This is a genomic window from Pontibacter sp. SGAir0037, assembly GCF_005491705.1.
Lineage (GTDB): Bacteria > Bacteroidota > Bacteroidia > Cytophagales > Hymenobacteraceae > Pontibacter.
The window spans coordinates 5,221,325-5,243,713 of the sequence record NZ_CP028092.1 but is presented as its reverse complement, the minus strand read 5'-3'; the positions used below and the strand labels follow the sequence as shown (position 1 = coordinate 5,243,713).

Annotated in this window: 19 protein-coding genes; 4 read left to right on the top strand and 15 right to left on the bottom strand. The window is 44.4% G+C overall.

What is annotated here, in order from left to right; translation table 11 throughout:
• Positions 1 to 8: 8 nt before the first annotated feature.
• Positions 9 to 1,406, bottom strand: a complete 1,398-nt coding sequence (locus tag C1N53_RS21790) for a DUF5723 family protein (RefSeq protein ID WP_137761307.1) — start codon at positions 1,404 to 1,406, stop codon at positions 9 to 11.
• Positions 1,407 to 1,616: 210 nt separating this feature from the next.
• On the opposite strand from C1N53_RS21790, the gene meaB reads away from it, so the two are divergent.
• Positions 1,617 to 2,597, top strand: a complete 981-nt coding sequence (gene meaB / locus C1N53_RS21785; protein ID WP_137761306.1) for a methylmalonyl Co-A mutase-associated GTPase MeaB — start codon at positions 1,617 to 1,619, stop codon at positions 2,595 to 2,597.
• Positions 2,598 to 2,608: 11 nt separating this feature from the next.
• On the opposite strand, the gene C1N53_RS21780 is transcribed toward meaB, so the two are convergent.
• The 10 genes from C1N53_RS21780 to C1N53_RS21735 form a co-directional block, all read right to left on the bottom strand.
• On the bottom strand, positions 2,609 to 3,457 hold the full coding sequence (locus tag C1N53_RS21780; RefSeq protein ID WP_240773488.1) for a ChaN family lipoprotein: 849 nt from the start codon (positions 3,455 to 3,457) through the stop codon (positions 2,609 to 2,611).
• A gap of 159 nt (positions 3,458 to 3,616) precedes the next feature.
• Positions 3,617 to 4,957: an ABC transporter permease gene (locus tag C1N53_RS21775; protein ID WP_137761304.1), complete on the bottom strand. Its 1,341-nt coding sequence runs from the start codon at positions 4,955 to 4,957 to the stop codon at positions 3,617 to 3,619.
• Complete coding sequence (locus C1N53_RS21770) at positions 4,950 to 5,864, bottom strand: ABC transporter ATP-binding protein (RefSeq protein WP_137761303.1); 915 nt, start codon at positions 5,862 to 5,864, stop codon at positions 4,950 to 4,952. Before C1N53_RS21770 ends, C1N53_RS21775 begins: the two co-directional genes overlap by 8 nt.
• Before the next feature lie 187 nt (positions 5,865 to 6,051).
• Positions 6,052 to 7,206, bottom strand: coding sequence for a molecular chaperone DnaJ (gene dnaJ / locus C1N53_RS21765; protein WP_137761302.1), 1,155 nt, complete (start codon positions 7,204 to 7,206; stop codon positions 6,052 to 6,054).
• A 3-nt stretch (positions 7,207 to 7,209) separates the two neighbouring features.
• On the bottom strand, positions 7,210 to 7,785 hold the full coding sequence (locus C1N53_RS21760; protein WP_137761301.1) for a nucleotide exchange factor GrpE: 576 nt from the start codon (positions 7,783 to 7,785) through the stop codon (positions 7,210 to 7,212).
• Positions 7,786 to 7,974: 189 nt separating this feature from the next.
• A complete protein-coding gene (gene obgE, locus C1N53_RS21755; RefSeq protein WP_137761300.1) occupies positions 7,975 to 8,967 on the bottom strand; it encodes a GTPase ObgE in 993 nt (330 codons plus the stop codon).
• Positions 8,968 to 9,098: 131 nt separating this feature from the next.
• Entirely contained in the window at positions 9,099 to 9,689 is a 591-nt protein-coding gene (locus tag C1N53_RS21750; RefSeq protein WP_137761299.1) for an adenylate kinase, read from the bottom strand.
• 203 nt (positions 9,690 to 9,892) lie between these two features.
• The gene (gene hpt, locus C1N53_RS21745) at positions 9,893 to 10,435 is read right to left on the bottom strand and encodes a hypoxanthine phosphoribosyltransferase (RefSeq protein ID WP_137761298.1); all 543 of its coding nucleotides are present in this window, start codon (positions 10,433 to 10,435) and stop codon (positions 9,893 to 9,895) included.
• A 106-nt stretch (positions 10,436 to 10,541) separates the two neighbouring features.
• Complete coding sequence (locus C1N53_RS21740) at positions 10,542 to 12,797, bottom strand: sodium-translocating pyrophosphatase (RefSeq protein WP_137761297.1); 2,256 nt, start codon at positions 12,795 to 12,797, stop codon at positions 10,542 to 10,544.
• Positions 12,798 to 13,114: 317 nt separating this feature from the next.
• The gene (locus C1N53_RS21735; RefSeq protein ID WP_137761618.1) at positions 13,115 to 14,029 is read right to left on the bottom strand and encodes a M20/M25/M40 family metallo-hydrolase; all 915 of its coding nucleotides are present in this window, start codon (positions 14,027 to 14,029) and stop codon (positions 13,115 to 13,117) included.
• Between the two features lie 112 nt (positions 14,030 to 14,141).
• Here C1N53_RS21735 and C1N53_RS21730 point away from each other — a divergent pair, with 112 nt between their 5' ends.
• Positions 14,142 to 15,389, top strand: a complete 1,248-nt coding sequence (locus C1N53_RS21730; RefSeq protein ID WP_137761296.1) for a M48 family metallopeptidase — start codon at positions 14,142 to 14,144, stop codon at positions 15,387 to 15,389.
• Positions 15,390 to 15,411: 22 nt separating this feature from the next.
• Here the strand turns inward: C1N53_RS21730 and C1N53_RS21725 are convergent, their stop codons facing one another.
• Genes C1N53_RS21725 through C1N53_RS21715 form a run of 3 tightly spaced genes read right to left on the bottom strand, consistent with a single transcriptional unit; the run spans position 15,412 to position 18,854 of the window.
• Positions 15,412 to 16,479, bottom strand: coding sequence for a glycosyltransferase (locus C1N53_RS21725; RefSeq protein ID WP_137761295.1), 1,068 nt, complete (start codon positions 16,477 to 16,479; stop codon positions 15,412 to 15,414).
• Positions 16,476 to 17,678 (bottom strand): glycosyltransferase family 4 protein, encoded by a 1,203-nt coding sequence (locus C1N53_RS21720; protein ID WP_137761294.1) that lies wholly within the window; start codon positions 17,676 to 17,678, stop codon positions 16,476 to 16,478. Before C1N53_RS21720 ends, C1N53_RS21725 begins: the two co-directional genes overlap by 4 nt.
• A gap of 6 nt (positions 17,679 to 17,684) precedes the next feature.
• Entirely contained in the window at positions 17,685 to 18,854 is a 1,170-nt protein-coding gene (locus tag C1N53_RS21715) for a glycosyltransferase family 4 protein (RefSeq protein ID WP_137761293.1), read from the bottom strand.
• Between the two features lie 38 nt (positions 18,855 to 18,892).
• Here C1N53_RS21715 and C1N53_RS21710 point away from each other — a divergent pair, with 38 nt between their 5' ends.
• Both C1N53_RS21710 and C1N53_RS21705 read left to right on the top strand, forming a co-directional pair.
• Complete coding sequence (locus C1N53_RS21710; protein WP_137761292.1) at positions 18,893 to 20,149, top strand: polysialyltransferase family glycosyltransferase; 1,257 nt, start codon at positions 18,893 to 18,895, stop codon at positions 20,147 to 20,149.
• 3 nt (positions 20,150 to 20,152) lie between these two features.
• On the top strand, positions 20,153 to 21,358 hold the full coding sequence (locus C1N53_RS21705; protein ID WP_137761291.1) for a polysialyltransferase family glycosyltransferase: 1,206 nt from the start codon (positions 20,153 to 20,155) through the stop codon (positions 21,356 to 21,358).
• A 70-nt stretch (positions 21,359 to 21,428) separates the two neighbouring features.
• On the opposite strand, the gene C1N53_RS21700 is transcribed toward C1N53_RS21705, so the two are convergent.
• The gene (locus C1N53_RS21700) at positions 21,429 to 22,385 is read right to left on the bottom strand and encodes a UDP-glucuronic acid decarboxylase family protein (protein WP_137761290.1); all 957 of its coding nucleotides are present in this window, start codon (positions 22,383 to 22,385) and stop codon (positions 21,429 to 21,431) included.
• Between the last annotated feature and the right edge of the window lie 4 nt (positions 22,386 to 22,389).

The window sequence follows — 22,389 nt, the reverse complement described above, 5'->3', positions numbered from 1 at the left end:
TTATGATATTAACGCCTGATCCTGAATTTTAAGAAACCGACAGCTAACGATCCTCTAAGTTGTTCGCCGGAGGAAAAGGGTACTGTCACATCACGTGTGCTTATACCAAATTCATAGGCAGAAGTAACAAACGCTATCCCTAAAGGAAGATTCAGCTTTTCGCCGGCTCCCGTACTCACACCTGAACTGATGCGTAGTTTTGAAAGCGGCATCAGATCAATACCAATACCAATGAAATCGTCAGGAATATTGCCGACTGCTTTATTCAGTGGTTTCACATAATCTACCCCAAGTTCTACCTTTTCGCTTAGCTTAATGCCAATACCTGTTCGCAGGCGCGTCGGCAGATCAGTAGTAAGTCTATCTACCGGTGAATAAGCAATAGAACTGTCGAGCACCTGCTCCGCTACATCCAGTGCAAAGGCTTTTATATCGCCGCTTTTAGCAAACTCTGCCTCTGTAGGTAAGGTAAAGCCGATATCTTTTCCTTCTTTAAAATTTTCAGTCCAGGTCATTTTCCCGATGTCGGTAAGCGCAAGACTAACTTTTACCACCTTATCTGAAAGCCCCAAATCAGCAGACAGGCCCAGATCAATTCCATGGCCTGCACCTACAGGTGACCGGTTCCCACCTTCCACAAACCTGATACTGGAAGTATTTAAGCTGGCTTCATAATCGATCCCCAGCAAGCTGGTGCTTCTGCCATAGGTTTGCAATTCGCCGTTTTGAGCGCTGAATGCATACATGTTCATACCTTGTATGTACTTATAGCCAACGCCACCATACAGCTGCAGGTTCGGCAAGGAGAGAAGCTTCTTGCTATAGGCCAGATTCCACTCATTCAGCCACAATGTCTGAATGTTGGTACCATTAAAAATTTCTGACAGAAATATTCTCTCTGCCGGTTGAAGGGCAGCTATAAAAGGAGCATTTTCACCCAGGAAAATCAGGTCAGAAAAGTTCTTATTTAAAAATGCCTGCCCCACCACTCGTTGCCGGTTACTAAAGGCAAAGCTTCCGAAACGGGGGAAGTTAACAGACAAGGCTAGGGTATTGATGTCTCCTGAGCCATTCAGCAGGTTGCTATTACTAAAGGTGTTGGAAAGCTCTGCCCGTTCTGCCATCGTTGCCTCAGCGCTTTTCAGATAGTTCCTGAAAACAGGCAAATTGGCACGGGTAAATGCGTTTGAATTAGCCCTTAAACCTCCTTCCAGAATAGAAAAAGAGATAAAGGACTCACTCTTTCCAATATTTGCGGGGTTTATACCTATTGCCTGATAGTCGCGCACAAATGTAGTCGCAACCCCTCCCCTTCCTGTAGCTGAAATATTATTCATTTCAGTTTGTGCTTCAGCAGCAACATTTACCGCTAACAAAGCGGCAAAAAGCATCCAAATTTGTTTCATTAAATTCAATAAGCGCTATTAAAGCCCTGAAGTTGAAAACATGCCTGTTCACCAGCTTCTATATAACTGGCCTTCAGACACTACTAACCATTTCGCCTCAGAATAAATTCAATGTTTAACCTTCCTTTGTGATTTGCTTTACCTTGTAAGCAATAAAGCATGTGGTGAAAAAGCAGAGAAATAGTAAATTTGCGGGAAGAGTAAGAAGCATTGGCAAAACGGTTTCATAAAGAGAAGTATATTGAAGGCATCATGGCCGGCGACCGTGTCATGTTAAGCCGTGCCATTACATTGGTAGAGAGCAGATTGGCCAGCGACCAGGAGTTGGCACAGCAAGTAATTGACCAGCTGCTACCTTACACAGGCAACTCGTTGCGCATTGGTATTACAGGTGTTCCGGGTGTGGGCAAAAGTACTTTTATTGAGACATTCGGTAATTACCTGATCAATCATCAAGGTAAGAAAATTGCTGTTTTAGCGATAGATCCAACGAGCCAGCGCTCCGGAGGCAGTATATTAGGCGATAAAACCCGCATGGATTCTCTGGCAACCAATCCGCAGGCCTTTATAAGACCTTCGCCAGCCGGTAAGTCTCTGGGTGGCGTTGCACGCAATACCCGCGAAACAATTCTGTTGTGCGAGGCTGCAGGCTTTGATGCCATTATTGTAGAAACAGTAGGTGTTGGCCAGTCAGAAACGGCAGTGCATGCCATGGTCGACTTTTTCCTGTTGCTGATGTTGGCTGGTGCCGGCGATGAGCTACAGGGCATCAAGCGCGGTATCATGGAAATGGCAGATGCGATTGCCATTACCAAGGCCGATGGTGCTAACGTACATAAAGCCAAAGCCGCACGAGCAGAGTACCAGAATGCACTGCACCTCTATCCTCCTACTGCTTCTGGCTGGATTCCCAAAGTATCAGTTTGTTCAGCTATACAAGATGCCGGCCTCGATACCATTTGGCAAACCATTGCTGCTTACCTGGACCAAACGCAGCACAATGGCTTTTTTGAGAAAAAAAGAAAACAGCAGAACTTACTCTGGTTACATGAGGCCATCCGGCAAGGGCTGGAAGAGAAGTTTTATACCCACCCGCAGGTAAAGAGCCTGTTGCCTGACTTTACAGAGCAGGTAAAAGAAGGGCAGAAGTCGGCATTTGCCGCCGCTTCGGAATTGCTGAGGCTAATTTAACACCTACCCATTTAGTAGGTCCTGGTCATGCCTGCTGGTACCACCAGTATAAAATCTGCTTTATTTTTATGCTCATCCGACAGCTTTTCCAGGTCCTCCTGTAGAATGGTGGTGATGGTCGTGATTTTAGCCTTCGGGTTCTTTTTTTGCAGATACCAGCCAATGCCTTCGAAGTTATCGGAATGATACGCTCCGTTCAGGTGTAACACCTTCTTCTGCCGGTTCAGCTGCTCCTGGATAAAATGTGCCATGGTTGCGTCTTTCAGCGCCTGGGCCTGCACCACATTTTCTGCCTTGGTAGTGCCATGTGTGTTGCTCCCAAACATTGAGAGCATATTCTTATAGCCCGGCAGGCTCATGTCTACTTCTATTGGCAGGGGTACTATATATCTCTTTGCATCGGCAGAAGTGCTTTCCAAAGCTTTGAGACCACCGGCAGAAACCATCGCAGCATAGCGGCGTGGTACATTGGTAGCCACAAATGGAACTTTGGCTTCTTTGGCAAAACGAACAATTGGTTTATAATCCGTTTTATAGTTATTCCACGGCCTGGATTCCTGCTCAAAATTTGTTTCTGCCACCTGTCCTGCCAAATACTCATCCAGAACCAGCTGCACATCGGCTTCGAACATTTCGGCACCTATTATAAACTGCTGCTGGTGTGCTTTGTGCAGGTCCCGGCTTACTTCCAGCTGCAGCCAGTGTGCAATCGGGTCGTTATGCTGCTCTCCAAACAGCACCACATCTGCCTTCTGAAGCTCCTGCAACATTTTGCCATAGCCAATGCTCTTTCCTGCCTTTGTAAAAAGCTTATAAGCAGGTTTGTCTTTTTCCTGAGCAACAACAAGGGTAGAGATCATTATCAAACAGAGCAGGCTTAAAAGATGCTTCATCATGCAAGTAAATTTTATGGGAAGGACCAGTTTCTTATCAGTACAATATAATAAAAAAAGTAGCCGTTCCTGCCAGACCAGCTACTCTCTCTACTTCTATAGTTTACTTTGTACTAACAGCCAAAACTAAACTCTGTAAAATAACCACTTCGAAAGTTCTTTGTAATTCACTTTCTTTCCATACATCAGAATGCCTACACGATAAATACGACCTGCAAGCCAAGTAGTTATGATAAAGCCAGCAATAAGTAGCCCCATGGATAGCAGCAGTTGCCAGCCAGGTACTCCAAAAGGCACACGCACCATCATAACAATGGGCGAGGTAAGCGGAATAATAGACATCCAGAAAGCCACAGGCCCATCAGGGTTTTTCAGGACTATGGTATAAGACATGATAAAGGAAATAATAAGCGGTATGGTAATCGGCATCATAAACTGCTGTGTGTCTGTTTCGTTATCTACAGCAGCTCCTATGGCCCCAAACAGGGAGCCGTACAGCAAATATCCTCCTAAAAAGTAAAACAGGAAACAGCCGACAATCAGGGGGATGTTCAGGTTTGATAAAGCACTTAAGCCTTCTGTGAGCATTTTATTACCCTTTACTTCCTGCGCCTGCTCCAACTCGTCCTGGTCATCGCCGGTGGCAGCGGCCTGCCCTGCAGCTAACTGCTCCATGGGAGTAGGTGCCGGTTTTATGCCGAAAGCGGCCTGCACACCGGTTACCACAATAAACGACAGTATTACCCATAGCAGAAACTGTGTTAAACCAACGGCTGCAATACCCACTATTTTCCCCATCATCAGCTGAAAAGGCTTAACAGAAGAAATTACCACCTCTACAATACGGTTTACTTTCTCCTCTATCACCCCCCTCATGATCTGAACGCCATACAGGAAAATGAAAAAATAAATAACTACGGCTCCGGCAACACCGGCAATGGAAGTTACAATGGCATTGTTGTCTTTTTCGCTGCCATCGCTCAGGTTAATGGCGGCAATAGAAATATTGGCTTTCATTTTATCCAGGGTAGCTCTGTCCATACCAGAAGCTACAAATCGCTGGTTTTCAATTTCTGCTTCCAGTACATTCTCCAGGCGAAGTTGAGTCTGCAGGCTGGTGTTTTTCTTGGAGTAAAGCCGGATACCTCCGGGATTATTAATATCCAGTTGCGGAATGTATAACAAGGCAGTATAGTCGGTTTCGCTGTAAATAACTTTAGCGCGCTCCAATTCCTCATTCACCTTAACAAACTGCAGGTCCTTTTTATTTTCCAGTTTATCTGCAAAAAGCCCGCTCTCATCCAGCACCATAACAGTTTCCGCACCGGTTTCCATGGTTGCCAGCCAGGCCGGAATTACCATAAAGGCTGCCAAAAGCAGCGGCGTGATAAAAGTCATGATAATAAAACTCTTCTTGCGCACTCGTGTCAGGTACTCTCGCTGGATGATCAGCCAAATTTTATTCATGATGATGTGTCTCCTTTACTTTTCGGATAAAAATATCGTTTATACTTGGCACCAGCTCTACAAAGGAATGCACCTCCACACGCTCCACCAGGTAGCGTAGCAGATCATTAGGAGAAGCACCGTTCAGCAACTTAATGGAAGCCCTGAAAACGCCATGGTTCTCATGCTGCTCCAGCACTTCATAATCCGGCGATAAAACCAGTAGGTTGCCTTTGCCTATTACCTGGTAGGTATCGGTTTTATAAGCATCTTTTACTTCTTTTACCGGCCCGTCCAGCACCTTGCGGGATCTGTTAATCAAGGCTATGTTATCACACAACTCTTCCACCGACTCCATACGGTGCGTAGAGAAGATAATGGTGGCACCCTTTTCACGAAGTCGCAGAATTTCATCTTTGATAAGATTGGCATTGATCGGGTCGAAACCAGAGAAAGGCTCATCCAATATGATGAGTGAAGGCTCGTGCAGCACCGTTACGATAAACTGCACCTTCTGCTGCATGCCTTTCGACAGGTCTTCTATGTTCTTATCGAGCCATTCTTTTATCTCAAAGCGGTCTATCCATGCTTTAATGCGGAGTTTTGCTTCTGCTTTACTCAGGCCTTTAAGCTGCGCCAGGTATAACAATTGCTCTCCTACTTTCATTTTTTTGTAAAGGCCGCGTTCTTCCGGTAAATAGCCTATGTCCATGATATGATCTGGCTTCAGACGTTCTCCTTTAAAAAAAACTTCTCCTGTATCGGCACCTGTAATCTGGGTGATAATACGAATAAGAGAGGTTTTTCCAGCACCGTTAGGACCTAAAAGCCCGAAAATGGAACCTGTCGGAATTTCGAAGCTTACATGATCCAGGGCAGTATGATTGGCATAGCGTTTCGAAACGCCATCAATTTTTAAGATGCTCAATTTGTTCTCCTTATTATTTAATCAAAAATAGTTCTATTGTGCGAAAGAGCAAATTTTATCGGTGAGGTTAGCCCTACAAATCGACTAATGAAAACAATATTCAGATGAAGCTTAGGCAGAACCGGATAAACAAAAAGCCAGTCGCACGCTAAGGCACAACTGGCTTTTCTATATCATCTACTTCTTTTTACTGGAAGTAATCTTTTACTTTCTCAAAGAAGCCTTTGTCGTTTTTACCGGGATGTGGCGCAAAGTTGGACGAATCGCGCAGGCGCTCTAACGTAGCACGTTCTTCGCTGCTCAAAGATTTAGGCGTCCAGACGTTGATATGGATCAGCTGATCGCCTTTGCCATACCCGTTGATATCTTTTATACCTTTACCGCGCAGCCTGAAGATCTCGCCACTTTGAGTTCCTGGCTTTATGGTAATCTTTACTCTTCCGCCTATGGTAGGTACTTCTACATCGGCACCAAGGGCAGCATCTACAAAGCTGATATACTGGTCGAAGATAACATTGTTCCCATCTCGTTTCAGTACGGGATGCAGTTCTTCTTCGATCTGGATGAGCAGGTCTCCCGGCACGCCACCTCTCTCCGGATAGTTACCTTTGCCGCTCATAGAGAGCTGCATGCCATCCATTACACCAGCCGGCACATTGATTGAAATAACTTCTTCCTGCAACTCACGTCCTGTTCCATGGCAGGTTTCGCAGCCTTTTGTTACAATACGTCCTTCACCGTTACAGGTAGGGCATGTTGCAGTGGAGACCATCTGGCCCAGCATAGTATTTACAACCTTGCGTACCTGACCGGAACCCTGGCAGGAATTACAGGTTTGCATATCGGCACTGCTTTTGGCTCCGTTGCCACCGCAGGTACCACAGGCTACATAGCGCTTCACCTTAATCTTCTTTTCAACGCCATTGGCTATTTCTTCCAGATCAAGTTTCAGCTTAATGCGCAGGTTACTGCCTTTTCGTGTACGACGGCCACCACCCGAACGGCCACCTCCGCCACCAAAGAAGCTTTCAAACGGACTGCCACCTCCGCCAAAGATGTCGCCGAACTGGGAGAAAATATCTTCCATGTTCATGCCACCTCCGCCGAAGCCGCCTCCGTTCATACCCTGATGGCCAAACTGATCATAACGCTGGCGCTTCTGCTGATCACTCAGCACCTCGTAGGCCTCTGCTGCCTCTTTAAATTTATCTTCGGCAGTCGGGTCGTCCGGGTTCTTATCAGGGTGGTATTTAATTGCGATTTTGCGGTAAGCCTTTTTAATCTCCTCCTGAGAGGCATCTTTGCTTACACCCAAAACTTCGTAATAATCTCTCTTGGCCATTACTTAAGCTCCTATAATAACTTTTGCGAAACGGATTACCTTATCATTTAAAGTATATCCTTTCTCAATAACATCAATAATCTTCCCTTTCAGTTCGTCAGAAGGAGCCGGTGCCTGCGTAATTGCCTCGTGTAAATCGCTGTTAAAGTCATCGCCCTGGCTAATCTCCATTACCTGAAGGCCCTTTTGCTGGGTAACGTTTTTCAGCTTATGGAACACCAGGTCAAGTCCTTCTAAAATGGCGCTTACTTCCTGAGCCGATTCCATTGACTGACGCGCTCTTTCCATATCATCTAAAACAGGCAATAAGTTCCCCATCAGGTCTTGCGTAGCTGTTTTAGAAAGTTCTATGCGTTCTTTAGCTGTTCTGCGACGAAAGTTTTCGAACTCTGCCATCAGACGCACATATTTATCTTTCATTTCTGCGAGCTCGGCCTCGGCTGCATTTTCGGTTGCACCCTCAGCTTCGGCAGTAACTTCTTCATTCTGAGTTTCCTCCTGCCCGTTTTCTTCTACACTGGCAGTATTTTCCTGCAGTTCTTCGTTCTCCTGCTCTTTCTTAATATCTTTATCTGACATAATGCCTTTAAAAGTTATATTGATAAGTCTTTTTTATCTTTTCAATTGTCTTGCCAAAACTCCAGAAGTGACAGAGTGGCACGTTATTTATAATTTGGAGATGCAAAATGTGGAAATTTAAAACCAACTATAACGCTATCAACTCACACTTTATTCTTAATTTTCCAAATCCTCAAATTCACGGATAGCTCAATTATTCAACGCCTCCCAGATCAGGTCTTTCAGCTGCGTGATGTTCTTCTGTGTAATGCTGGATATAAACACGGTTGGCAGATCCTGAGGTAATGTGGCACGCATTTCCGCCTCCAGTTCATCGTCGATCATATCTGTTTTAGTGATGGCCAGGATACGCTTTTTATCGAGCAGCTCAGGATTAAACGTCTCCAGCTCGTTGAGCAGTATCTTGTACTCTTCTGCTATATCGGGGCTTTCGCAGGAAATCATGAACAAAAGAATGGAGTTTCTTTCTATGTGGCGCAGGAAGCGGAGCCCTAAGCCTTTTCCTTCAGAAGCCCCCTCTATAATACCTGGTATATCGGCCATTACAAAGGACCTATAGTCGCGGTAAGCAACTACTCCCAGGTTTGGCTCTAGGGTAGTAAAGGCATAGTTTGCAATTTTAGGCTTGGCGGCAGAAACAACCGAAAGCAAGGTAGATTTTCCGGCATTCGGGAATCCTACCAAACCCACATCGGCCAAGAGTTTCAGTTCCAGTACCACCCATTCTTCAATTCCCTCTTCACCTGGCTGTGCATAGCGCGGCGTCTGGTTAGTAGGCGATTTAAAGTGAGCGTTTCCTAAGCCACCTCTTCCACCTGCAGTTAGTATAATTTCCTGTCCGTGCTCGGTAATCTCACATTTCACCTCACCTGTTTCGGCATCTCTTGCTACCGTACCCAATGGCACCTCCAGTATCTCATCTTTCCCTTGCGCTCCCGATGAGTGGGCTGGTCCTCCGTTATGCCCGTTTTCAGCCATAACGTGCTTGCGGAACTGCAAATGCAAAAGCGTCCAGAGCTGGGAGTTTCCCCTCAGGATAATATGGCCTCCACGCCCGCCATCGCCTCCGTCAGGCCCGCCCTTAGCTGTTTTCTTGTCGCGGTGCAAATGTGCAGACCCACCTCCTCCCCGGCCGGAGCGGGAGCAGATTTTAACGTAATCTATAAAGTTGGATGAAGCCAAACCCTGTCATTAAATAAGTAAATGATAATTAAACACTAATGAGATATAATACACTTTTAAATGAAAAAGTGTTTATATCTCATTAGCCGTACTAGGTATAAATTCAGTAATGCCAAAAAGGTGACAGGATGCTATTTTTCCTGCTTCTCTTTAAGAGCATCAATGTAGTGGCAAAGTTGCTTAAAAATAGCATCGATTTCACCGATCCCATCTACAGCAAAAAACTTACTCTGGCCTGCATAATAGTCAGCCACAGGTGCAGTTTTGGTATTGTACTCCTGCACACGCTTGCGGATAAGCTCCTCATTCTGGTCGTCAGGACGGCCGGATGTTTCACCGCGAAGCAACAGGCGCTTCGTTAATTCTTCATCATCTACCTCCAGTGCCAGCATGCCTGAAATTTCGGTATCATGCTCCAGCAGGAGTTTATCCAAGCCCTGTGCCTGCGGAACAGTACGCGGAAAACCATCAAAAATAAAGCCTTCGGCATCGTTGTGCTCTTTCAGCTTGTTTGCTATCATGCCAATCACCACTTCGTCTGGCACCAAGATTCCATTGTCCATCAAAGACTTTGCTTTCATACCTAACTCTGTACCAGCAGCAATCTCTGAACGGAGCAAATCACCTGTAGAAAGGTGAACCAGGTTATATTTGTCAATCAGTTTCTGACTTTGTGTTCCTTTACCAGCGCCTGGAGGGCCAAACAAAACAATGTTGAGCATATTTTTAATGTTGATAGAAGGCAAAAATAACTATAAATGTTGTATTACCTATTATTTATAAACGAAACAGATTTATGTTATTAGCGGTATTGCTACTTTTATAAGTATTTCAGCAGATTCAGTTTATCTTATTTGCAGACGTAATAAACCAAGTGGCCGGCCTGCCTGACGTTCGGGTATGGCCCTGCAGCAATAGGCTGGTTTCAGGATACGATTTTGTATATATCTCTGAGGTTACGACCTAAGCCATTGTAATCCAAACCATATCCCACCACAAAATCATTCGGAATGGATTTAGCCACATATCTGATCTTAAGGTCGTGCTGCAGGCAGTCCGGCTTAAGCAATAAGGTGGCTACTTCTAAAGAAGCGGGTTCTTTTGCCTCAAGCTGCTGCAACAGGCCATGTACAGTATGTCCGGTATCTACGATGTCTTCCAGCACAACAACATGCCGCCCTTTCACTTCTTCCGATAAACCAAGAATCTCTTTTACAGTGCCTGTACTCTGCATGTCTTTGTAAGAGGAAAGCCTTATAAAAGAAATTTCAGAAGCTATGCTAATACGCTTCATCAGATCGGCAGCAAACATAAAAGAGCCGTTCAGAACCGCCAGAAAAAGAGGATTTTTATCTGCGTAATCTTTATCCAGCTGTTCCCCCATCATTGTAATATGGGCAATTATTTCCTCTTCACAGATATAAGTATCAAAGTCACAGTCGTGCAGCGTTACAGTACGAGGCTCCATGTTTATTTGTATTGGTGTCTTTGGCAAAGATACTATAATTAAAAAATAAGCCCAACACAATGTGCCGGGCTTATCGAAACTATACTAACTAACCTAATCAATTACTTTATCTTTCAGCGGCAACTACCTCCAGAGCCACTGTATTTTCTGAGTTAACAGCTGCACTGGCCTGTTCAGGTGTTAAACTTTTGGTATCCATATTTATTTCGATCGGCGCTTCCGGCAGTGGAGGCTCCTGCTCCAAGGCAATATGAGGTGCTATAACCAACGATACGATAGACATCAGCTTTATCAGGATGTTCATAGATGGACCCGAGGTATCTTTGAAAGGATCTCCTACTGTGTCGCCTGTTACAGAGGCTTTATGGGCATCAGAGCCTTTATATTCTACTTTCCCGTTGATCTCAACCCCTTTTTCAAAAGATTTCTTTGCGTTATCCCAGGCCCCTCCTGCGTTTGACTGAAACATGGCCATCAATACACCAGATACCGTTACTCCGGCCAAGAGGCCACCCAGTATCTCGGCAGAGGAAGTATCGGGAAATACATTCCGGAAGCCAAAGCCAACCACTATAGGTACAATCAGCGCTATAGCCCCTGGCAGCATCATTTCCCGAATGGCAGCCTTTGTAGAGATAGCGACACACTTTTCATACTCCGGTTTACCTGTACCCTCCATAATACCCGGAATCTCGCGGAACTGGCGCCGCACTTCCTGCACCATCGACATGGCTGCTCTACCCACTGCCGATATAGCTAATGCCGAGAAGATAAAAGGAATCATGGCACCTATAAACAAGCCTGCCAGTACAGGCGCTTTGTAAAGATCAATACTTGGAATACCGGCTATACCCACAAACGCTGCAAAAAGCGCCAAAGATGTAAGCGCAGCAGAGGCTATAGCAAATCCTTTACCTGTAGCTGCAGTGGTATTGCCTACAGCATCCAGTATGTCGGTGCGCTCTCGTACTTCTTTTGGCAGTTCGCTCATTTCAGCTATACCGCCGGCATTATCTGCTATGGGTCCAAAAGCATCAATGGCAAGTTGCATGGCTGTTGTAGCCATCATACCTGCCGCCGCAATGGCTACTCCATACAAGCCTGCTGCTGCATAAGATAGCACTATGCCCGCTGCCAGCACTATAATGGGCAACACAGTGGAATGCATGCCTACAGCCAGACCTGCAATAATATTGGTGGCATGGCCTGTAGAAGACTGCTGCACAATTGAGCTGACAGGTTTTTTACCCATCGCCGTATAATACTCAGTGATGATGCTCATGAGGGCGCCTACCACTAAACCTACGATTACCGCCAGAAACACTCCGGAAGAAGTGAAATCGAAATTGCGCAGGGTCAGATTTTCCGGCAGCAGCCACTCAATAGCAAAATAAGCACCTACAGCGGTTAAGGCTACAGAAATCCAGTTGCCCAGGTTCAGCGCCCCCTGCACATTGCCTCCCTCTTTTACCCGAACAAAGAGCATCCCGATCAGCGAGAAAACTATACCTAAGCCGGCAATCAGCATCGGCAGTATGACCGGCGACAAGCCTCCGAAATTATCTTCCACCACCACCTCACGCCCCAGCACCATGGTAGCTAAAATAGTAGCCACATAAGAGCCAAATAAGTCTGCTCCCATGCCTGCCACATCGCCTACATTATCTCCTACGTTATCGGCAATAGTAGCAGGGTTACGCGGATCGTCCTCCGGAATACCGGCCTCTACCTTACCCACCAGGTCGGCACCCACATCGGCTGCTTTCGTATAAATGCCGCCACCTACACGCGCAAACAAGGCTATACTTTCCGCACCGAGCGAGAAACCGGTGAGCACCTCCAGGGCCCGCTCCATTTCCAGCCCGTTTACATCGGCTCCGGTTTGCTGCACAAAGTAGTAGTACAGTACTATGAAGAGAGAGCCTAAACCTAAAACGGCCAAACCTGCTACCCCCATTCCCATTACTGAGCCTCCCACAAAGGAAACATTTAGCGCTTTTGAAAGGCTGGTACGGGCTGCCTCAGCAGTACGCACATTGGCTTTGGTAGCAATGCGCATTCCGATAAAACCGGCTAAGGCAGAGAAAAATGCGCCTATAACGAAGGCTATTACAATTGTCCAGTGAGACCGCTCACCAGTATAGCCGAGGTAACCTAAAAAGATACAGGCAATTATAACAAAGTAGAATAACACCTTATACTCCGCCTTCAGAAATGCCATAGCGCCATCAGCAATATATTTCGCTATAGTACTCATGCGGGCATCACCGGTAGGTTGCTTTGTTACCCAAGCCGACCTTACAAAAGTGTACAGGAGAGCAGCTACTCCAAAAGCAGGAATCGCATAGAGAATTGTTTCCATTAAAGAAGGTTAAAGTTGAGTAATATTAGTATATTGCTATTAAAGAAAGAGCATTCAAATGAGAATTCCAAGTGTTTTAGCAAATAGTTAAGTGAGCCACCACTTATAAGTTAAAACACTGACTCTTTACCTGTTTCAAAGGTATCTATTGCAAACAGAGATTGTACAATAAAAAAGGCCAGCATACATTGCCAGCCTCTTTTTTATCAATAAAGTAATATATACTTCTTTAAAACATGTTGTGTTATCTGAGATATTCAAAAGAGAACACAGGCAGAAACAAAGGGTTAAAATATCAGATTTACCTTAACATATAACTAGAGCTTCTCCATCAGCACTTTATACAAGGCTACCATGCTCTCTATATCCTTCTTATGCACAATCTCATTGGGGCTATGCACATGATCTTCGGGGGCACCTACAAAGCACCAATCCCAGGGGTAGGCACTGTGTTGCAGTTCTTTGGCATCGCTGCCACCCGAACCTTCCACCTCCAGCTGATAAGCAATACCAGCTTCTTTTGCTAGTTGCACAATCTTCTGCACATACGACCGTCGTGGAATAAGGCTGTCGCGCAAAGAAATAACAACGCCCTGCCCGGCATGCACCCCCTCTGTTACCCAGGTGATATCAGAAATCAAAGCCTGCTTTACACCATACTGTTCATAAATATATTTAGCCAGATAAGCCACAGAGCCACCGCCATGCTCTTCCCAACAGCCAAAAGCGATAATACCATTTTCCAGCGTTTCAGCAACCTGCAAAGCACTCCAAACACCCAGCCGGTTATCGAGGTAGCACGACTGCACGGTTTCTTCCGTTTCCCTGAAATCGCATTTAAAAACCAGCTCTGTTCCGCGCTCTATTTCACGATCGAACTCATACGTCAGTTCGTGCTCTTCTTCATTGTAGTGCAACGTGCACTCTATTTCACCCTGCGCATCTGCACCTACTAATTTATAGCCTGTTTCCATTTCAGGGCCGCCTATCCTTACCAGTTGCTTTCCATAGCGCACCGTAAAGCCAATTGAATCTATATGGGCAAAAACAGCAGTGCGAGGTTTACCAAATATTAAAAGAATACAATCCTGGAATTCATCCCCGTAAACAACGGTGGGCATTGTCTTCCACTGAACTTTATGAGACTCGATATAGTTAAGCAGGTATTCGGAAAGTTTCTTTTCGTTACCGGATGGCGCATGAATTTTGCAGAGTTGCTCCAGAAGCTCCATAAGTTTATTTTCCATTGGTGGAATTCAAATTTAGTAAAATTGTTGTACTTTTATCGCCCCTGATGCAGCCACAGGCAGCGATTTAATCAGAACATCGAACTTGAAAATATCCATGAAAAAGTTTTTATTTATGGCAGTTTTAGCTGCTTTACCATTCTTATCAATGGCACAGCAGCAAAACGCACAAATAGATACAACTGCCATGCGCCACATCACACTGGATTCTATTGATGTGATGCCCAGCGCAGGCAATATCAAGGGGATGCTTCTGCTCGATGTGGACCTGCAGTATGAGTTGGAGGGGGCACTGGACAACCTCTACAATTTTAAGTATGCCACTGCCGAGAAGCAGTTTAAGTCCATCAAACGCCGGTACCCGGAGCATCCGCTACCATACTTCCTGCTTGGCTTGAGCAACTGGTGGAAAATTGTACCCACCAATATCCAGACCTTACAATACGATGATCTTTTCTTTGCTTACATGGACTCTACAATCCAGAAAGCAGAGAAACTTTATAAAAAAGATAGTAAGAATTTTGAAGCTGCCTTCTTTTTATCGGCTGCCTATGGTTTTACAGGCAGGCTGCACTCAGAAAGAAGCAACTGGCGCAAAGCAACTGTAGCCAGTAAGCGTGCCCTGGAATACCTCGAAAAAGCGAAAGCCGGGAATGGCTTAAGTCCTGAATTTTTATTCGGTGAAGCACTTTTCAATTACTACGCCGTCTGGATTCATGAAAACTACAAGTTTCTGCGCCCGGTGCTGATGTTCTTCCCCGACGGAGATAAAAGATTAGGTTTAAAACAATTGCGTTTTGTTGCCGACAATGGCTTTTATACCGGCCCGGAATCTAAATTTTTTCTGATGAAGATCTTGGCCAATGAAGAAAACAATTTAGGAGAGGCTCTTGTGCTATCGAGAGATTTAGCAACCAAATACCCCGATAATGCTTATTTTCAGCGCTTTTATGCCCGCCTGCTATTTGTGCAGGGGCATTTTACTGCGGCAGAACAGGTATCTATGGACATCCTGAACAAATTACAGAAGCAGATGCCCGGCTATGAGCCTATTAGCGGACGGTACGCTTCTTATATTTTAGCTTATATAAACCAGCACAAATACCGGGATTTAGCACAAGCAAAAGAATACTACCAAAGATCCATTATGTTTGCTGAGATGACCGGAGAACGTGATTCCGGTTATTTTCTCAATTCATACTTAAACCTGGCCCGCATCTCCAGCCAGGAAAAAGATACGGCCAAGGCGAAGCATTACTACACTATTGTGATGAACGCCATGGATAAAAAGTCTGCAGGCTATAAAGAAGCGAAGGAGTACCTGAAGAAAAACAAAAGAAGCTGATTAAACTTTTTCCTCCGCCTGTTCAACAAAAAAACAGGCGGAGGAAATGATTCAGGTAAACTTGTTTCGAATAGTTTTCCTGTACCCACTCCCGGCCCGCTTTTCCTAACCGGGCACGTAGAGTTTCCTGCAGCAGGAGCTTCTCTAATGCCCTATACCATTCTTCCAAGGTAGCACAGGTATAACCTGCTACTCCGTTTGGCACAGCAATTTGGTTCTCTCCCACCGCCGATACCACTGCCGGTATACCCAACGCCATGTATTGCAGTGCTTTGAAAGCACACTTCCCCTTAGCCCACTCTGTGTCAGGCAAAGGCATTACACCTATATCAAACCTCGAAAGATCCTGAATTTCGGTGTCTTTTTGCCATACCAGGTAAACCAGCGATTTTAAATCAAGTACAGGTGCTTTGTCAGCAATTACAACAAAGTCGAACTTATAATTTTGCTCTAAGCGCTGAAGCACCGGCTCCAGCATATTTAAATACGGAAGGGTAGAGTGTGAGCCTGTCCAGCCGATAACCGTTCTAGCATTCTTCTGCCGCTCTGGTTTACGGTGGTAATTCATATCGATGGTAGTTGGCAAGACCACCGATCGCCTGTTAACCTGAAGCGCATAAGCCTGCAAATAACTGTTCCCGCAACTGACTTTGTAGCTCCACTTGCATAGCTGATTAGTTTTGGAAGACCATTTTAACCTAGAGGCAACTTTATTTTCTGCTGAGGTATAAGGTAACCAGATAGCATCATCAAAATCGAAAATAACTTTTTTCCTGAATAGTTTAGCTGCTACCCACTCAAACCATGGCGGCCCAACAGGAGTGGCTTCACGATGAATAAGCACATAATAAAAACCAGGCAACTGAGTTAGCAGCCATAGCCTTTTCGTAAAACCTAGCAGCAAAAAAAACAATTTCTGCCCCAGATACCCTTTCCGGTAGAGCATAAGCCAGGCCTTCCTGCTCCAGAACGGCTGAAACTTATAAGCCAGTCCAGCAGCCTCCATATCAGGCAAATACTGCTCGAAACGAAAGCGTTGCGAGGGAGCACAACCAAGAGGATAGGGAGCTACAATCAGAACCTTCTTCATTGCTTTTTATGCTCTTGCGCCTCCAGAAAATACTGCAAAGCCTTTGTCACTTTGTCGAAAGAACGGTACTGCTTCGCCAACAAGGGTATTCGTTCACGATGGGTGGCATCCCCTACCATTTGCTGTATCTCCTGAAGCGCCCGATCCAGGCTATCTTCCTCAGCTAAATTATATACAGCTCCACCACCCTCCCGTTTTATGATATTACTATCGTCGCCGACACCTTCTGTTAGCAGCACAGGTAAACCATTTGCCCAGTATTCGCCAATTTTTACAGGCGACAGATATATTTTGGAAAGTCCCGGTTTAAAGGTTGCAAATGCAACATCAGAGGCTGAGAGATATGCAGGAATTTCTTTATGAGGCACATAGGCAGTGTATATCCTCTCTGCTGGCAGGCGATTCTTGTTAATTAACTGAGCAATAGCCGTCGGCTCCTGCGGCGATAGAATGATTAAATAAAAAGCCGGAAAAAACTGAAAACACTTTTGGTAGATGTGAAAAGCTTCCTGCTCGTAGTAGAGCCCCCCATACTTACCCACATAAATGCCAACTATTGCTTCAGGAGCTATACCTAAGCGTTCTCGTACAGCAATTCTCGCAGTTTTATCAAACTGAAAAAGCATCAGATCAACAGCACATGGTACTGTCATAATTTTTTCACGGGGAACCTCTTCCTGCCACAGCTTATATTTGTAGCTTTCAGCAACCGGCATTAGTCCGGAGGCCGAGAGCTTCTGCTTCTGCTCCCACCGCTTCTGGAACAGATACTTTAAGCCATACTTACTCCAAACACCTGATTCTACCATATAATCAGCATGCGGTTCGAAAGAGCCAACAAGGTAAGGAATATGGGTTTGCATGCACACTTTATGCGCCAAAGCGCCTGCCGGAGAGCTATAGGCAATTATAAGATCTATTGTATGGTCTTTTGCGATCTTTATTAACTGTGAAGGTAAATCTATAAAATCGCTTATTTTTGATAATAGAGGACTGCCAAGTAACTTTGGGTAAAGCGGCACATGCTTTGTTTTATCAGAGGTAAGTACATTGCACGAGCCCTCACGCTCCATGGTAGTTAATACAATCTGATGAATAGCCGGCAATTGCTCCAGTTTTCTTACCCACGGCAAAACAGTAGAAGCTGTTAATACATCTTCTATTCCCCAGTAGCAAATAAACAGCACCTGTCGCACCATATACATTTACGGCTTAGTAACTACCAAGGCTATAAGTTGCTGTATATGGTGTTCAAATGAAAGCCTGGTTTGAAATTCCTCGTCTATTTTCGCTTTATCGACCAATTCTTTTGTTCTGTTCTTATAGATATAATTCAATTTTTGCAGGCAATCGCTTTTGTTTCTCTTCCTAAAAAGAAAGCCTGTGACACCATTTGCTATTACTTCATTAATGCCGCCAATATCAGACGCCAACACAACAGATTTTACCCGCAGCGCCTCTAACACCACCATTGGCATCCCCTCCAACTCCGAAGGCACCACCACCACATCGGCTTTATGCATCAGGCAGCCAACGTCTTGATAAGGCAAAGCACCAGACAGCACTATGTATTTGTCTAGGTTAAGCTGCTTTATGCTATCGTATAGCTCTTGCTGTATCAGCCCCTCTCCCACAACCAATAACTCAACCTGATCCGCTTGTAAATTCTCTGCGCCCACAAACTCCTTAAAAACTTCCAGAAAAAAGAGCTGCCCCTTGTTGTAATCCAGTCGGCCTGGAAGTAAAACTTTAAAGCTATCAGCATTCTTCCACCACTCTCTTAGCTGCTCCCGGGCTACAATAGTTTCATTTTTATCTGGAGGAAGTGTATTATAGAGTACATGATGCTCCTTTAGCTTTATCAGATTTTCCTCAATATCAGACTTTACTTGCTTCGAAACCGAAATGTGCACATCATCCAGCTTTAGTGCCAGCCGCCCCATAAAAGCATGAAACAATTTCCTGCGCATCGTATTATTGGGAAATTGCAGAAATTGTGGAAAATGAAAGTATTGTACAAGTTTAAGTGTTAAGGGCGGTTTCACTGTAAGCTTTACTAGTCTTGCCAGGAAGTGCGCATAAGGTGTATGTGCAATAACCACACTGATGTGCTCTTTCTTTACGATAGTTCCAAGACTTTTTGCAAGAAGAGCAGCGGTTAGTACGGCTTTAGCTGAAAGGTAACTTTCTGAACTTTTAAGCTCATACACCTTAACTCTTGTCAGACTTGATGCATTATTTTCTAATTTTATACGCGAAAGAACAGCAAGTGTCACAGAAAAACCTCTTTTAGCCAGTTCGTTGATCTGTGGAATAACTAATGAAGTGACACCTTCACGGGCAATAACCGGAACAACAACAAGAATATTAGTCATTGGCTTTCTTTGTGTGAGCAGCTTATTACAAATATAGCATGTCTATTTCTAAGCCTAAGGCACCCACTGTATTATTTGTAGGAGATTACAACAGAGAAGACTATGTTGCTCTTTTAAAGTTGTGCAAAGGCGATATACATTTTAAATTCCTGCACTTTTCCTCCGGAACCGAAGAAAAGAGCAACTATTACAGAACATTTGGCAATAGTATCTACTGGAAAGACTACACGCATGCGCATGATCTGCTCTTGAAAGAAAGGCCGGCTAAAGTAGTTTTCCTTTATATCGACACTTATTTTCAGGTAGCCTTAAACCTCGCCTGCCAGGAACTTACAATACCCACCTTCCACCTGGAACATGGTATGTTGGCTGATTATGGTATAGCCTTTAATCCTGCAGTTTCTTACCATCCACCTGTCCCCGCTTTGCAGAGAATAGCCTCTATGGCAAAGAAAATTACACAGCTTTACTCCAGGATAAAAAGCAAGCTGTTTCTGCATAAAACGATCCGAGCGCTTTCTCCTGAAAACGCAGCCTATCTGAAAGATTTTATCACAACAAAAAGAAAGACACTTCCCCTTGCTGCTTTCAGAAGCTTAAACTCACGCAGGCGGTTAGCAGAATCGTACATTTCGTTCAGTGCAAACGTTTTTAAAGTACGCCAAAAATTCGACGCGCTTCCTCCTGACCAGAAGGTTACTTTTATAGGTGTACCCTATTTCGACCATTTAGCAGGAGTATTATCTGCTGAAACAGAGAAAGCTATTTTACTGGTAGATCAGCCTTTAGCAGAACAAGGCTTGTTTAGGTGGAACAAGGGCTATAAGCAACAGTTTATGCAGCATCTTATTACTATATGTGAGCAGCAACAGCTTAAACTTTACGTGAAGCCTCACCCGTTACAACAGGTTAAGCCCTGGTTAGCGGCCGAGAAAAAAGGACAATGTATTCTTCTGCGTGATGATGATGTAGCTGCGAAGGCTGCCTCCATACCCGTTGTGCTTGGGTTTTACTCTACTTACTTAATGCCGTTTGCCGCATTCGAACACACAACAATTCTAACTTTTGAAAATCATCCGGCAGGAGATTTCCTGGTTTCCAGACCTTTTGTAGATGCAGGAGTGGCTCATCCTGTTTATAAACCAGAAGATCTTGAAGCGGCTCTTGCAAATATTAAAGAGCTACACCAGGCACAGCTGCCGAACAAAAAGAAATTCGAAGAAGATTGGCTGTACAAGTTTGACGGTAGATCCGGAGAAAGGCTCCGAAACATTTTATTAGCTAAGCACATTTGATCAATGGCGCAGGAAAAAGCAAATATTTTAATTGTATACAACTACAACAGGCATGACTTCTTAACTTATTTCGAGGCCTGTAAAAATGACTTCAACTTCTTTTTTGCCGAATTTGTCTCTCCTCAGGAAGAAACCAATCAACATTACCTATCCTATGGAAAAGCCGTTTACTGGGGAGACTATAGAGATGTGTTTGATTTACTGGACAAGGTAAAACCTACAAAAGTTTTATTTCATTATATAGCCTCTAAATTTCATATACTTTTAAATACTGCTTGTAAAATAGCTGGTATCAGGAGTTATATTATCGATCATGGCATCCGTGATATTAACATTAATGTCAGGCTACAGCAGTACCTTACTCCTGCACACAAAGATTCTAGCTTAAGGAGAAATATGAAAAAGTTAATACAATTCCTTCCCAGAGCCAAAGCCCGACTATTTTTAATAAAAAGCATCAAAAAGTTACAAAAGCAGTGTAATTCTTCTATTTCTGCCAAAGCCTTGCAGGTAAGCTCATTTATGTACAAAAATCCTACTGCTTATATTGCTATTAGTAAAAAAACGTTCGAGTACCATCAATTTGCCAATAACATTTCAGAAGAAACAACTGTGGATTTCATCGGCATACCAACCTTTGACTACCTCCACGGATTAAAGTATAAGAGCACAGACCAGAAAAGGAATATGATCTTTATAGACCAGGGGTTGGCTACTGTGGGAATATATGGCTGGAATGAAGAGAACTATAAAGATTTTCAATATCGGTTTATAAGCATCTGCCAAAAGTATGGGTATAAGCTTTATATAAAGCCACACCCCAGGCAACCAACAGATACCTGGCAGTATTGGAACCACAAAGGTATAGCTCAAATTATTTCTGATTCTGAATTGCAGCACATCCTGCCCAATACACAACTGATTATAGGTTTTACCTCCACTTACCTGCTTCCTTTAGCCTCTCTCCCTTTTACCACAGTCCTTACATTAGAAAACCATCCGGCAGGCAGGTTACTTGTGTCTAAATCTTTTGTGGATTATGGTGTTGCTTATCCGGTTTACCACCTGGACGAACTGCATCATGTACTGCCAAAAATAGATCAACTTCACCAAGAGCAGCTGCCTAACAAGAAAAAGTTTGAAGAAGACTGGCTGTATAAGTTTGATGGGAAAGCCGGACAGCGGCTCCGATCCGTCTTACTTAACTGATGCAAATAAAAACGGCGGCTAAAGACTTTACCTCCAACCGCCGTTTCTGAATTATTTTGTATATACTGGCTTAAACCTCTTCTGGCATAGCCACTTTCTCTTTGAAATATTCCAATGTTTTTCGCAAGCCTTCAGCTCTGTCAACTTTGGGCTCCCAACCTAATATCTCTTTTGCTTTTGTAATGTTTGGTTGGCGTTTCTGCGGATCGTCCTTAGGCAGCGGCTGATATTCCACCTTCAGCTCCACACCTGTAAGCTTGCAAATTTCTTCAGCAAACTCTTTAATTGTTATTTCTGAAGGATTACCAATATTAACAGGCATGGCATAATCGCTTAACAAGAGGCGATAAATACCTTCTATCAGATCATCTACATAGCAGAATGAGCGGGTCTGGCTGCCATCGCCGAATATGCTTAGCGGTTCACCTCTAAGTGCCTGGCTCAGGAAAGCCGGCAACACGCGGCCATCATCCAGACGCATACGAGGACCATAGGTATTGAAAATACGCACAATTCTGGTTTCCAGGCCATGGTGCATATGGTAAGCCATTGTCATGGCCTCCTGAAAACGCTTGGCTTCATCGTAGCAGCCTCTTGGACCTACCGGGTTTACATTTCCCCAATAATCTTCCTGCTGCGGATGCACCTCTGGATCGCCGTAAACTTCCGAAGTAGAAGCGATCAGCATGCGGGCTCCTTTGGCTTTAGCTAATCCCAGCAAGTTATGCGTACCTAAAGAGCCTACTTTTAGTGTCTGGATAGGAATCTTCAGGTAATCGATAGGGCTTGCCGGAGAAGCAAAATGCAAAATATAGTCTAGTTCACCAGGCACATGCACAAATTTGGATACATCATGGTGATAGAACTCAAACTGAGGCAGCTTAAACAGATGCTCAATGTTTTCTATATTCCCGGTTATAAGGTTATCCATGGCAATAACATGGTAGCCTTCTTTTATGAATCTATCACACAGGTGAGAGCCTAAAAAGCCTGCACCGCCTGTAATCAATACACGTTTCTTCGCCATAATA

Coding starts and splice junctions, on each gene's coding strand:
- C1N53_RS21790 (WP_137761307.1), bottom strand. CDS start 1,406: ATGAAACAAATTTGGATGCTTTTTGCCGCTTTGTTAGCGGTAAATGTT.
- C1N53_RS21780 (WP_240773488.1), bottom strand. CDS start 3,457: ATGATCTCTACCCTTGTTGTTGCTCAGGAAAAAGACAAACCTGCTTAT.
- C1N53_RS21775 (WP_137761304.1), bottom strand. CDS start 4,957: ATGAATAAAATTTGGCTGATCATCCAGCGAGAGTACCTGACACGAGTG.
- dnaJ (WP_137761302.1), bottom strand. CDS start 7,206: ATGGCCAAGAGAGATTATTACGAAGTTTTGGGTGTAAGCAAAGATGCC.
- C1N53_RS21760 (WP_137761301.1), bottom strand. CDS start 7,785: ATGTCAGATAAAGATATTAAGAAAGAGCAGGAGAACGAAGAACTGCAG.
- C1N53_RS21750 (WP_137761299.1), bottom strand. CDS start 9,689: ATGCTCAACATTGTTTTGTTTGGCCCTCCAGGCGCTGGTAAAGGAACA.
- hpt (WP_137761298.1), bottom strand. CDS start 10,435: ATGGAGCCTCGTACTGTAACGCTGCACGACTGTGACTTTGATACTTAT.
- C1N53_RS21740 (WP_137761297.1), bottom strand. CDS start 12,797: ATGGAAACAATTCTCTATGCGATTCCTGCTTTTGGAGTAGCTGCTCTC.
- C1N53_RS21735 (WP_137761618.1), bottom strand. CDS start 14,029: ATGGAGCTTCTGGAGCAACTCTGCAAAATTCATGCGCCATCCGGTAAC.
- C1N53_RS21730 (WP_137761296.1), top strand. CDS start 14,142: ATGAAAAAGTTTTTATTTATGGCAGTTTTAGCTGCTTTACCATTCTTA.
- C1N53_RS21725 (WP_137761295.1), bottom strand. CDS start 16,479: ATGAAGAAGGTTCTGATTGTAGCTCCCTATCCTCTTGGTTGTGCTCCC.
- C1N53_RS21720 (WP_137761294.1), bottom strand. CDS start 17,678: ATGGTGCGACAGGTGCTGTTTATTTGCTACTGGGGAATAGAAGATGTA.
- C1N53_RS21715 (WP_137761293.1), bottom strand. CDS start 18,854: ATGACTAATATTCTTGTTGTTGTTCCGGTTATTGCCCGTGAAGGTGTC.
- C1N53_RS21710 (WP_137761292.1), top strand. CDS start 18,893: ATGTCTATTTCTAAGCCTAAGGCACCCACTGTATTATTTGTAGGAGAT.
- C1N53_RS21705 (WP_137761291.1), top strand. CDS start 20,153: ATGGCGCAGGAAAAAGCAAATATTTTAATTGTATACAACTACAACAGG.
- C1N53_RS21700 (WP_137761290.1), bottom strand. CDS start 22,385: ATGGCGAAGAAACGTGTATTGATTACAGGCGGTGCAGGCTTTTTAGGC.